General features: G+C 71.3%; 9 protein-coding genes. 3 read left to right on the top strand and 6 right to left on the bottom strand.

Going from position 1 to position 12,456, the window contains the following annotated elements; genetic code table 11:
- Positions 1 to 57 precede the first annotated feature (57 nt).
- From ACFW0G_RS34145 to ACFW0G_RS34170, 6 genes are all read right to left on the bottom strand, one after another.
- On the bottom strand, positions 58 to 1,614 hold the full coding sequence (locus tag ACFW0G_RS34145) for an alpha/beta hydrolase (protein ID WP_378329598.1): 1,557 nt from the start codon (positions 1,612 to 1,614) through the stop codon (positions 58 to 60).
- A 333-nt stretch (positions 1,615 to 1,947) separates the two neighbouring features.
- A complete protein-coding gene (locus ACFW0G_RS34150; protein ID WP_378329599.1) occupies positions 1,948 to 3,402 on the bottom strand; it encodes a purine-cytosine permease family protein in 1,455 nt (484 codons plus the stop codon).
- Positions 3,403 to 3,423: 21 nt separating this feature from the next.
- Positions 3,424 to 4,824: an aminobutyraldehyde dehydrogenase gene (locus ACFW0G_RS34155; RefSeq protein WP_378329600.1), complete on the bottom strand. Its 1,401-nt coding sequence runs from the start codon at positions 4,822 to 4,824 to the stop codon at positions 3,424 to 3,426.
- The gene (locus tag ACFW0G_RS34160; RefSeq protein WP_378329601.1) at positions 4,824 to 6,467 is read right to left on the bottom strand and encodes a thiamine pyrophosphate-binding protein; all 1,644 of its coding nucleotides are present in this window, start codon (positions 6,465 to 6,467) and stop codon (positions 4,824 to 4,826) included. The genes ACFW0G_RS34155 and ACFW0G_RS34160 overlap by 1 nt, the downstream gene beginning before the upstream one ends.
- A complete protein-coding gene (gene speB / locus ACFW0G_RS34165; protein ID WP_378329602.1) occupies positions 6,464 to 7,417 on the bottom strand; it encodes an agmatinase in 954 nt (317 codons plus the stop codon). Before speB ends, ACFW0G_RS34160 begins: the two co-directional genes overlap by 4 nt.
- Positions 7,410 to 8,873 (bottom strand): sodium:solute symporter, encoded by a 1,464-nt coding sequence (locus tag ACFW0G_RS34170; protein ID WP_378329603.1) that lies wholly within the window; start codon positions 8,871 to 8,873, stop codon positions 7,410 to 7,412. Before ACFW0G_RS34170 ends, speB begins: the two co-directional genes overlap by 8 nt.
- 111 nt (positions 8,874 to 8,984) lie before the next feature.
- Between ACFW0G_RS34170 and ACFW0G_RS34175 the strand changes: the two genes are divergently transcribed.
- The 3 genes from ACFW0G_RS34175 (at position 8,985) to ACFW0G_RS34185 (ending at position 12,441) form a co-directional block, all read left to right on the top strand.
- Entirely contained in the window at positions 8,985 to 10,493 is a 1,509-nt protein-coding gene (locus ACFW0G_RS34175) for a PucR family transcriptional regulator (RefSeq protein ID WP_378329604.1), read from the top strand.
- Between the two features lie 74 nt (positions 10,494 to 10,567).
- Positions 10,568 to 11,245 carry a response regulator transcription factor gene (locus ACFW0G_RS34180; RefSeq protein WP_378329605.1) on the top strand — a complete coding sequence of 226 codons (678 nt, stop codon included), beginning with the start codon at positions 10,568 to 10,570 and terminating at the stop codon, positions 11,243 to 11,245.
- Between the two features lie 8 nt (positions 11,246 to 11,253).
- Entirely contained in the window at positions 11,254 to 12,441 is a 1,188-nt protein-coding gene (locus tag ACFW0G_RS34185) for a sensor histidine kinase (RefSeq protein WP_378329642.1), read from the top strand.
- Positions 12,442 to 12,456: the final 15 nt, after the last annotated feature.

Here is a 12,456-nt window from a genome sequence, read left to right on the forward strand (position 1 = left end):
ACCTTACGGGCGTCAGACGCCTGCAAGGTGGCCTTAACGGCATCGACTTGCCCGAGGTCAGTTCTCCCGGCAGGTGGTGTCGGTGCGGGGGAGGGCGCCGTCGCGGAAGTAGGCGTTGACGGTGTTCTCCACGCAGGTGTTCGGGTAGTTGCCGAAGACGGCGTGGACGCGGACGTCCTGCAGCGTCACCAGCCGCGAGCCGGTCATCGCCTTGTGCAGCGCGACGCCCTCGTCGTAGGCGGTGCGGGTGTCGCCGGTGGCCTGCACGATCAGCGCGGGCACGGCGTTGTGCACGTCGGTCGGCGGTTCGATCGGCCGCGCCCAGGAAGCGCAGGCACTGGGGCCGTTCGCGAAGCCGCCGAACACCGGCTGGGTGGCGCGGTGGCGCTGGATGTTGCGCCAGTACCACTCCGGATCGCGCGGCGCGGCGACGTCCCCGCACAGGACGGCGGCCTGCCCGGAGTTCTGCGTCTCCGGCGTCGGTTTGGTGACGAACCGCAGGTCGGACTCCAGCTCCGGGGTGGGCTCGACGGGTTTTCCGGCGGCCGCGTCGGCGAGCCGCCGCACGCTGGTGGCGAGTTCGCCGTTGCGCCGGGGATCGGCCAGCGGGCTGAACGCCAGCATCGGCAGCAGATGCTCGTCGACCTGGTAGCCGCCGAGGTGGATGGGTGACTTCGCGGCGCCGCGGATCAGGCCCTCGAACAGCTCTCGTACCTGGGGTCCGGTTTTGCCGAGGTGGTACTCGGCGTCGCGGGCCGCTGTCCACTGTGCCCAGTCGTCCAGCGCGGCCTCGTTCGGTTTGCCCATCGCCTGGAACATGCCCACCCCGTAGCGCTGGGGATCGACCGCGCTGTCCAGCACGATCCGGTCGCTGCGCTGCGGGAACAGCTGGGTGTACACCGCGCCGAGATAGGTGCCGTAGGACCAGCCGAAGTAGCTGATCTTGCGTTCGCCGAGCGCGCCACGCACGACATCCATGTCCCGGGCGGTGTTGCGGGTGGTGATCTGGCGGATGTCCGGGCCTTCGGTGGCGGCGCACCGCTTGGCCAGGTCGGCCTCCAGCCGGACCGTGCGGTCGAACCCGGCGCGGTCGATCCCGGACGAGCGGAGCATGGTCCCCACCGGCCAGCCGCAGTCGACCGGGGTCGAGCGGCCGATGCCCCGGGGGTCCATGCCGATCAGGTCGTAGCGGGACGCGACGTCGGCGGTCATCGCCTTCCGGACGTCCAGCATCATGCCGAGCCCGGAGCCACCGGGCCCACCGGGGTTGGAGAGCATGATGCCACGGCGGTTCCTGGTGTCGGTCGCCTTGAGCCGGGAGATCGCCACGGTGATGGTGCGGCCACCGGGCCGGGAGTAGTCCAGCGGCACTGTGACGTCGGCGCACTGGGCTCCCGCCGCGTCGAGATCCTTGTCGCCACAGGCTTTCCAGTCGACGCGCTGGTGGTGGTAGCGGTCCAGTCCCGGTTGCCGGGCCTCGGCTGTGTCGGCCACCGCGATCCCGGTCCCGGCGATCCCGGCGCCGGCCGCCAGTGTCGCGCCGAGCGCGATCTGTCTCAATCCCTTGACTCGCAAGGATTTCCTCCTGGTGAACACCATGGCCACGGTGGCCATCGGTCGTCACCAGGCTAGGAATCCGGCCGGTGCGTGACCATGCCGACAGCACCCGGGCCCCGGGTTCAGCAGGCTCGACCCGCCCCGGTGGTGCCCGCTACACCCCTGCTTCGGCCGAGTGGAGTACCCGGCGTCCGTGAAGGACTCCTTACCGGCGTCGAGCGCCGGTAAGGAGTCCTTCACGGCCCTTCGCGGGGGGTGCGACAAGGGCGTCCCTGGGTGGTCCGGCTCCCGGCGCGCCGTCCCGCATGTCCCGAACGCTCCGTTCGCGACGGTGAACGCCCCCTGCGCCTCGTTCGGGACACGGTGCCGCGGGCCCGCCTCCGCCATTCCTCAGGGCTGGACGGCGCCCACTGCCGGTAAGGAGTCCTTCACGGCATCGGGGCCGAAGACCTCCCGGGGTTCCGGGAACAGCCGCGTCAGAAGCGGGTAGGCGAGCGCGGCCGTGCACAGGGTGACCACGAGGCTGATGTCGACGCCGCCCGCGATGCCGCGCAGCGGCCCGGCGATCATCGGGGTGTTCGCGGTCAGCAGGCCGAGCGTGGTCGCCGGGATCCACGCCGCCATCGCGCGCCAGTTCACCCCGCGGTGGAACCAGTAACGCCCGCCCTTGCGGCCCTGGTTGAACACCTGCAGATCGTCCGGATCGTAGAAGCCGCGCCGCTGCGCGAAGCCGATCATCATGATCACCATCCACGGCGACGTGCACAGCACGATCAGCGTCGCGAAGGCGTTGATACTGGACACCATGTCGAGCACGAAGTTGCCGACGAAGATGAACACGACGCTCAACGATCCAATGAGGACGGTCGCCTGCACCCGGCTGAGCCGCACGAAGATCGAGCTGAAGTCCAGCCCGGTCCCGTACAACGCGGTGGTGCCGGTGGAAAGCCCGCCGATCAACGCCACCACGATGAGCGGAATCGCGTACCAGAGCGGGGAAATCGCGGTGAGCCCGGCGATGTAGTTCCCGGGGTCGGCGACCAGCGTCGCCGTCGCGATGCCGAACCCGAAGGGCAGCAACGTCGCCAGCTGCGCGAGGAACGGCGCGGCGAGCAACGCGCGGCGGGAGTGCCGGGCCGAGATGTAGCGCGACCAGTCGCCGAGGAAAGCGCCGAACGAGATCGGGTTGGCGAGCACGGTGAGCGTCGCGAGGATCCACGTCGGCCAGAAGGAGCCGAGCGCGTAGCTGCCGGTACCCGCGAAACCGGGGTCGAACGAGCCGCCGTACGCGAGGACGCCGAAGAGCATGATCGCGGTGCCCAGCACGACGGCGACGCGGTTGATCAGCAGCATGAACCGATAGCCGTAGATACACACCACGAGTGTCGCGATCGCGATGAGGCCGTAGGCGATCCCGCGCAGCGCGGCTCCGCCGTCGAACCCGAAAAGCCGTTGTGCCGCACCGGCGACGGCGTCCCCGCTGACCCACACCGATATCGCGAAGAACGTGATCGCCGTCAGCAGCGAGAGGAACGAGCCGACGCAACGCCCGACGACGCCGAAGTGCGCGCCGGACGACACCGCGTTGTTGGTCCGGGTGAGCGGTCCGAACAACGCCATCGGCGAGAGCACCAGCCCGCCCAGCACCACGCCGGTGACCGTCGCGGCGAGGGCAGCCCAGAAGCTGAGGCCGTACGCGATGGGCAGGGTGCCGAGGATGATCGTGGCGAACGTGTTCGCCCCGCCGAAGGCCAGCCGGAACAGGTCGCGCGGGCGCGAGGTCTGTTCCCCGGGCGGGATCGGCGCGATCCCGTGCTGCTCCACTTCGGTCACTTTGTCGCTCATCGAGCTACCTCCGGCGGAGCACTAGGCGAAACGGGTCATGACGTGCTTGACGCGGGTGTACTCGGCGAAGGAGTAGGCGGAGAGGTCCTTGCCGTGTCCGGAGTGACCGAACCCGCCGTGCGGCATTTCCGCGACCAGCGGCCCGTGCGTGTTGACCCACACGCAGCCGAAGTCCAGCTCGCCCGAAAGCCGCGTCGCACGGGCGAGGTCGCGGGTCCAGATCGACGACGCGAGTCCATAAGGGACACCGTTCGCGAGCGCCAGCGCCTCGTCCGAATCCACAAAGGACTGTACGGTGAGCACCGGCGCGAAGATCTCCTCCTGGACGATCTCGTCGTCCTGGCGAAGGCCCGAGATCACCGTGGGGGAGAGGAAGAATCCGCGTTCGCCGTGCCGCACGCCGCCCGTTTCGACGCGCGCGTGCGCGGGCAGCCGGGAAAGCAGGCCCAGCACGCGCTCGAACTGCGCCAGCGAATTGAGCGGTCCGTAGTCCGTACCCGGCGTGTACGCGGCGGCGGCCTTGGCCAGCTCCGCGACGAACTCGTCGTGGATCGAGGCGTGCACGAGCACCCGGCTGCCCGCGGTGCAGTCCTGCCCGGCGTTGTAGAACGCCGCGCCCACGATGCCTTCCGCGGTCTCGGCGAGGTCGACGTCGTCGAACACCAGCAGCGGCGCGTTGCCGCCGAGTTCGAGGTGCGTGCGCTTGAGATCGGCCGCGGCCACGGTCGCTACGTCGATCCCGGCGCGGGTCGACCCGGTGATCGAGACCAGCTCGGTGACCGGATGACGCACCAGCGCGCGGCCGGTGTCCCTATCGCCGCACAGGACGTTGAACGCGCCGGGCGGCAGGAATTCGGCGGCCACGGTCGCGAGCAGTACCGCGGTCGACGGCGTGGTCTCCGCGGGTTTGAGCACCACGGTGTTGCCCGCGGCCAGCGCGGGCGCGATCTTCCACACGGCCATCATCAGCGGGTAGTTCCACGGCGCGATCTGCGCGCAGACGCCGACCGGCTCGCGCCGGATCACCGAGGTGTGGCCGGGAAGGTACTCACCGGCGCCGGTGCCCTCCAGTTGCCGCGCGGCCCCGGCGAAGAACCGCAGCGCGCTCACGCACTCCGGGATCTCCTCCGCCAGCACGACCTGCCGGATCTTCCCGGTCTCGCGGATCTCCGCGTCCGCGAACTCCTCGGCCCGCGCCTCCAGCGCGTCGGCGATCTTCAGCAGCGCGAGCTGACGCTGAGCCGGGGTACTCCGCCGCCACACCGCGAAGGCCCGGTCCGCCGCCGCCATCGCGGCATCCACATCGGACTGTCCGGAAAGGACGCTGGTACCGAAGACCTCGCCGGTGGCCGGGTCGGTCAGCTCCAGCACGCCCTTGGCCGCGGCGGAAGCGCCGTCGATGAAGTTCTCCACGTGTGTCATCACTTCTCCAGGTGGGTCGGGGCGAACATCTTCAGCCGCGCGGGCAGCACGACGACGCTGGGGCCCGGCGTCCGCAACGCCTCGGCCAGCACGGCGCCGACACCGTCCAAAGTGGCCTGAGCGGCGGGAACGCCGAACGACTTCGCCAGCGCGACGTAGTCCGGCCGGGCCAGCTCGGTCGCGGTGGTGCGGCCGAACGTGTCCGTCAGGTATTCGCGCAGGATCCCGTAACCGCCGTCGTCGACGATCAGCCACGTCACGTCCAGCCCGTGCTGCACCGCCGTGGCCAGCTCGCCGACGCCGTACATCGCGCCGCCGTCGCCGGACACCGCGAGCACCGGGCCGCCGGTCGCCGCCGCGCCACCGAGCGCCCCGGACAGCCCGTAGCCGAGCCCGCCCGCGCCCTGCGCGGTGTGGATCGGCGCGCCGTCGGGATTCCACGCCGACCACGCCCAGTACGCCGCGATCGTCATGTCCCAGAACGTCTGGGTGCCTTCGGGAACTGCCGCCCGCAGGTCGGCGATGAGCTTCCGCTCCGTCGCGAGATCCTGGCCGTCGAGCCGGGCCTCGACCTTGCCGAGCAGCTCCGCCACGGCCGCTTCGGCACGGCCGTCCGCCCGCCGGAACCGGACTCGCTCCAGCAGCGCGCCCGCGGTCAGCCGGACGTCGGCGTGGAGGCCCAGTGCCGGGTAGTTCGACTCCAGCTTGCCGAGATCGGCCTCGACCTGCACGACTCGCCCGCGCGGGGCGAATTCGCGGTAGTTGCTGGACAGCTCGCCGAGCCCGGAGCCGAGCACCAGCAGCACGTCGGCGTCCGCGAGGAACTCCGTGGAATGCCAGTCCTCCAACCAGGACTGCCCGGACAGCTCGTGCTCCCAGCCGAAGGCGCCCTTGCCGCCGAACGTCGAGAGCACCGGCGCCCGCAACGCCTCCGCAAGCGCTTTCACCTCGGCCCGCGCGCCCGACCGCAGCGCGCCGCCCCCGGCCAGGATGACCGGATTCGCCGCCGCGTCCAGCAGCCGGGCCGCCTCGTCGACCAGTTCGGGCAACGGCGCGAGCGGCGCCGGGCGCGCGTTCGCGGTGGTGATCGGCGGCAGCGAGGCCGGCGCGAGCAGCACGTCCTGCGGGATCTCGACCCACACCGGTCCGAACGGCGCGGTGGCCGCGGACTCCCACGCCTCCCGCAGCGCCGTCGGGATCTGGCTCACGGTCCTGACCGTGTGCACCGATTTGACGACTCCGGCGAAACTCGCCTGCTGGTCGGGAAGCTCGTGCAGGTACCCGTGCCTGCCGCCGCCGAGACCCGCGACCGGGACCTGGCTGGAGATGCCCAGCACCGGCACCGAAGCGGCCCGCGACTCCTGGAGCGAGGCCAGGGTGAGCAACGCGCCGGGACCGGTCGAGACGATCATCGGCGTCACCGGCACCGGGCCCTCGGGGTCGGCGGCGAGCCGGGCGCGGGCGTGCCCGTCCGCGGCGAAGGCGAGGTTGTTCTCCACCCGCGAGCCGATCACCCGCAGGTCGTCCGCGCGCCGCAACGCCTCGAACAGTCCGAGCGCGTGCTGGCCCGGCAGCCCGAACACCGTGTCGGCACCCAAAGACCGCAGCGTTTCGACGACGACGTCGCCCCCGATGCGCGTCACGCGTCGTTCCCGAGGGCGAGCAGACTGACCAGGTCGTAGGCGACGTGCGAGGCCGCGACGGCGGTGATCTCGGCGTGGTCGTAGGCAGGGGCCAATTCGACGACGTCGCCGCCGATGAGGTTGAGGCCGCGCAGCCCGCGCAGGATCTCCAGCAGCTCGCGGCTGGTCATCCCGCCTGCCTCCGGGGTGCCGGTGCCGGGCGCGTGCGCGGGGTCGAGCACGTCGATGTCGATGGAGACGTACAGCGGCCGGTCACCGATCCGCTGGCGCAGTGCGTCGACCGTCTCCGCGACGCCCCGGCGCAGGACGTCGCCCGAGGTGACGATGCCGAAGCCGAGCCGCCGGTCCTCCTCCAGATCCCGCTTCCCGTACAGCGGACCACGGGTGCCGACGTGGGAAAGCGCGCTGGTGTCGAGGATTCCTTCCTCCGACGCCCGCCGGAACGGGGTGCCGTGCGTGTACGGTTCGCCGAAGTAGGTGTCCCACGTGTCCAGATGCGCGTCGAAGTGCAGCAGCGCGACAGGGCCGTGCTGTTTCGCCGCGGCCCGCAGCAGCGGCAGCGCGATCGTGTGATCCCCGCCGATGGTGACCAGCCGGGTTCCTTGCGCGGTCAGGCTTTCCGCCTCGTGCTGCAGGGTCTCGATCGCCTCGCCGATGTTGAACGGGTTGATCGCGATGTCACCCGCGTCCACCACCTGCGCGGTGGCGAACGGCGAGACGTCGAGGCCGGGGTTGTACGGCCGCAGCAGCCTGCTCGCCTCGCGCAGCGCCGCCGGGCCGAACCGCGCGCCGGGCCGGTAGGACACCCCGGAGTCGAACGGGACCCCGGCGACGGCGACGTCGGCGTGCTCGACCTGATCGATCCTCGGCAGCCGCGCGAAGGTCGCGAACCCGGCGAACCGGGGGACGCGCGAGGAGTCGACGGGGCCGATCGGGCTCGTGTCAGACACTGCTGGGTGCTCCTGATTCTCGTTGTGGTGCGGGAGTTTCCTCGTCGGCCGCGGAGCCGTTCAGGCGCGCGGCCCAGATGTCCAAAATGGACGAAGGGGTTCTCGGGGTGGCCAGGCTGACGGCGACGTGGACCACGAGGCTCGCCCCGAGGCCCCAGTAGATCGGGCTGTTCGCGTCGACGCCGTCGACGATCATGAACGTGATCACCACGACCGTGCCCACGATCATCGAGGCGTAGGCGCCCTGCCGCGTACCGCGCTTCCAGAACAGCGCGCCCACGATCGCGACCAGCAGCCCGCCGACCAGGATGTCGTAGGCGATGGTGAGCGCGTTGACCACGTCGTCGACGATCATCGCGATGCCGATCGCGGCCAGGCCCAGCACCAGCGTGGTGATCCGGTTGCGGTGCACCTCGCCGCTTCCCTTGCGCAGCCCCACCTTGCTGAGCAGATCGGACGTGCTGACCGTGGAACACGCGATGAGCGCGCCGCTCGCCGTCGACATCATCGCCGAGAGCGCGGCCGCGAGGACGAGCCCGCGCACGCCGGTCGGCAGGAGGCGTTCGACGATCGTGGCGAAGGCGTCCTGCGCGCTGCCGAGGTCGGGATAAAGCGCCTTCGCGGCCGTCCCGATCAGCGCGCCCGCGAGGCCGTAGATCAGGCAGTAGACGCCGGAGACGATGCCGCCGCCGGTCGCGACGGCCGGGGTGCGCGCGGTGAACACCCGCTGCCAGATGTCCTGGCCGATGAGCAGGCCGAAGGTGTACACGAGGACGTAGGTGAAGATCGTCTGGCCGCCGATCGCGGTGAACTCGAAGTACGTCGCGTCGAGGCGTTTCGCCATTTCGCCGAAGCCACCCGCCGAGCTGATCGCGACCGGCAGCAGGATGAACAGGATGCCGACGGTCTTGACCGCGAACTGCACGATGTCGGTCAGCGTGATCGACCACATGCCGCCGAGCACCGAGTACAGCACCACGATCGCGCCGCCGATCGCGATCCCGGCCCAGCCCGGGACGTTGAAGAGGACCTTGAAGATCGTCGCGAAGGCCAGCGTCGAGGTCACCGTCAGCATGAGCGTGTAGACCCACATCACGACGCCGGAGATGGTGCTGGTGGCCCCGCCGTAGCGCAGGTCGAGCATCTCGCCGACGGTGTAGACGCGCAGTTTCACCAGGCGCCGGGCGAACACCGCGTGCAGTACGAGGATGCCCAGCCCGATCGTGATCACCAGCCACGCGCCGGAGATGCCGTAGGTGTAGCCGAGCTTCACGCCGCCGACGGTGGACGCGCCGCCGAGCACGACCGCCGACATCGTGCCGGAGTACATGACCCAGCCGAGCCGCCGCCCGGCGACGAGGTAGTCGGATTTCGTCCTGGCCAGCCGCAGGCCGAACCAGCCGACCCCGAGCATGCCCGCGATGTACAGCGCGATCACCGCGTAGTCACCCGTCATGGTGACCTCCCTGGCTTGTCATGGGGCGTTGTCGTCCGGGTCACCGTAGGTTCGCCGTCCAGTCCACCGGCATGGGATGATTCATCCCTGTCGAGGGCAGGTGAGGATGAAATGACCCAGCGGCTCGAACTCCCGGCCGCCGAGGTGACTATTCCGTTACGGGTGGTCACCGGCAATCCGGAACTGGCGCTCGACGTGGTCGGCGAGACCGCGCGGCCCGGTGCGCTCGACGCGCCGGTCCGCTGGGCGCACGTCAGCGAGCTGGGCGATCCCGCGCCGTACCTGCTCGGCGCCGAACTGCTGCTCACCGCCGGGGTGAACCTGCCGGGCGAACCCCGCGACGTCGACCGCTATGTCCGGCGCCTCGCCGAAAGCGGCATCACCGCGCTCGGGTTCGGGATCACGCCGTCGGTGCACGAGACGCTCCCGGAGCCGCTGCGCCGGGCGTGTGCCCGGCGTGGCCTGCCGTTGCTCGTGGTGCCGGTGCGGACGCCGTTCCTCGCGATCAGCCGTGCCGTCTCGGTCGCGCTCACCGAAGCGGGACAACGGGAACAGCGCCGGATCTCCGCGGCGCGCGAAGCGCTGACGCGGGCGGCCGGTGACGGGCTCGGCGAACTGGCGAGCGCGCTCGCCACGCGGTTGCGGGGCTGGGTCGCGATGGTCGGCGCGGACGACGTCGCCGCAGCGGCGCACGACGCGCCGTCACCGCTGCCGGGAGAGGTCCGCGAACTGCTGGCGACTTTGCGCGCGGGTACCGGGATCCGCAGTGCCACAACGGAACTCGCCACCGGCGGGTACGTCGTGGCGCAGCCGGTGTACCCGCAGGCGACCGCGTCGCATCTCGTCGTGTGCGGGCGGGACAGCCGGTTCGACGGCGCCGACCGCGCGATCCTCGCCGTCGGCGCGGCCCTGCTCGGCCTGGTCGGCCGGTCCGGTTCGGACACCGCCGCGCTGGGCGCCGCGGCCACCGGGCTGCTGCTCGGCCGGGCGGCGCCGGACGACGTCGCCACCGCGCTCGCCGGGGCCGGACGCCCGCGGCTGGTCGCCGGGATCGCCCACCGGCGCGGCCCGGACGAGGTCGCGCTGCGTTACGACTGGCTCCGCGCGCGGCTCGACACCCCGCTCGTGCGGGTGCTGCCCGGTCCCCGCTTCCTGGCGATCGTCGACGACGGCCCCGGGCTCGCCGAACTGGAGGAACTGCGCGACCACGGCTGGCTCGCCGTCCGCGGCTCCGCGGTCGCCGCCGACCGGTTGCCCGCCGCCGTCGCCGAAGCCGAGACGCTGCTCGACCGGGCGCGGGTGCTCGGCCGTCCGGTACTCGCCGGGGACGGTCCGGTCGACTTCGACGCGGTGCTCGATCCGAGTGCCGCCAGGGGATTCGCCGAGCGGGCGCTGGCTCCGCTGGCCGAGCTGGACCGGGCACAGGGCCGGGAACTGGTGGTGACCTTGCGCACCTGGCTGGCCTGCCACGGCGGCTGGGACCGTGCCGCGGCCGGGCTCGGCGTGCACCGCAACAGCGTCCGGCACCGGATCGGCCAGATCGAACGTGTGCTCGGCGTGGACCTCGCCGATCCGGAGGTCCGGATGCGGCTGTGGTTCGCCCTGCGCTGGGTAGGCTGAACCGTCCATAAAGGCCGGTGGGCCGTCACCGCGTGTATAGGTGACTCTCAGGAAACTGTGGAAGTGTGGACGCCGTGAGAATTCTGGTGGTGGAAGACGAGGAGCCCCTCGCCGACGCGATCGCGCGTGGCCTGCGGCGGGAGGGGATGGCCGTGGACGTCGCGCTGACCGGCGACGACGGGCACGAGAAGGCGACGGTGACCCGGTACGACGTGGTCCTGCTCGACCGGGATCTGCCCGGCATGTCCGGGGACGACCTGTGCCGCGAGATCGTCACGTCCGGTGAGCTGACCCGGGTGCTGATGCTGACTGCGAGCGGCTCGGTGTCCGACCGGGTGGACGGGCTGTCGCTGGGCGCCGACGACTACCTCGCCAAGCCCTTCGCCTTCCCCGAACTCGTCGCGCGGGTCCGCGCGCTCGGCCGCCGCGCGACGCCGGCCGCGCCGCCGCTGCTCACCGCGGGCGACGTCGAACTGGACCCGGCCAGGCGCACCGTGCGCCGGGCGGGCGGCCCGATCGAGCTGACCCGCAAGGAGTTCGGCGTGCTCGAGGTGCTGCTGTCCGCGGCCGGATCCGTGGTGAGCAGCGAGGAACTGCTCGAACGGGTGTGGGACGAGAACGCCGACCCGTTCACCACGACCGTGCGGGTCACCGTGATGACCCTGCGCAAGAAGCTGGGCGAGCCCGGGATCATCGAGACCGTGGTCGGTTCGGGCTACCGCGTGCCCGACCAGGGGGCCGGCGCGGGGTGAAGCGGGCACTGAGCCTGCCGGGCGCGCGCAGCCTGCGGGCCAGGGTCACCCTGCTCGCGACCGTGCTGGTCGCCGCCGTCAGCCTGCTGCTGCTGTGGCTGGCGTGGACGCTGGTGCGCGACGCGGTGAGCACCGTGCCGCAGATGCCGCCCGGTACCAGCGTGCGTGTCGACGGAGTGGACGTCGACGCGTCGACGCTGGCCGAACATCTTCGCGAGCACGCGCGGATCCGGGTGCTGGTCTTCGGTTCGGCGGCGTTCTGCTTCGTCGTCGCGGCCGCCGCGATCCTCGCCTGGACGTTCACTTCGCGAGTGCTGCTGCCGTTGCGCGAGATCACCGCGACCGCGCGTCGGCTCTCGGTGGAATCGCTGGGCGAGCGGATCGGCGAGGTGCGCTCGAAGGACGAACTGGCCGAGCTGGCCGGGACCTTCGACGACATGCTCGACCGGCTGCAGGCCGCGTTCGACGCCCAGCGCCATTTCGTGGCCAATGCCAGCCACGAGCTGCGGACCCCGCTATCGGTGATCCGCACCGAACTCGACGTCACGCTCGCCGATGAGCACGCCGACGAGGCCGAGCTGCGCCGGATGGCCGAGGTCGTCCGCGACGCCACCGAACGGGCGGGGCGGCTGGTCAATTCGCTGCTGCTGCTCGCGAAGACCGACGGTTCCGGGCTCGTGGTGCGCGAGCGCGTCGACCTCGCCACGGTCGTCGACCAGGCCTGGCGCGCGGTGCGGAACGAGGCCGCGCAGCGCGGCATCCGCACCGACTTCAGCACGCCGGGGGTCGCCGTGACCGGGGATCCCGCGCTGCTGGAACGGATCGCGGGCAACCTGCTGGAGAACGCCGTGCGGCACAACGTCGACGGCGGCTGGCTCGAGGTGCGTACCCATGCCGGTCCACAGTGGTCGGTGCTGCGGGTGCGCTCCTCGGGCGGGCTGATCGACCCGGCCAAGGTGGCCGAGCTGTTCGAACCGTTCGAGCGCGCCGGGGTCGCCCGCACCGCCCGCTCGGGCGCCGGCCTCGGCCTGTCCATCGTGCGTGCCGCCGTCCAGGCACACGGCGGTGTGGTGGCGGCCGAACCGGTGGTCGGCGGTGGTCTCTCCGTCATCGTGCACCTCCCCGTGAATACAGCCAACACAGCCAATACGGCCAACGCAGCCAACACAGCCAACGCTGGCGGCGCGCCCTCGTAGCACGCCGTAGCACCT

The organism is Amycolatopsis sp. NPDC058986 (genome assembly GCF_042741125.1).
Taxonomy (GTDB): Bacteria; Actinomycetota; Actinomycetes; order Mycobacteriales; family Pseudonocardiaceae; genus Amycolatopsis.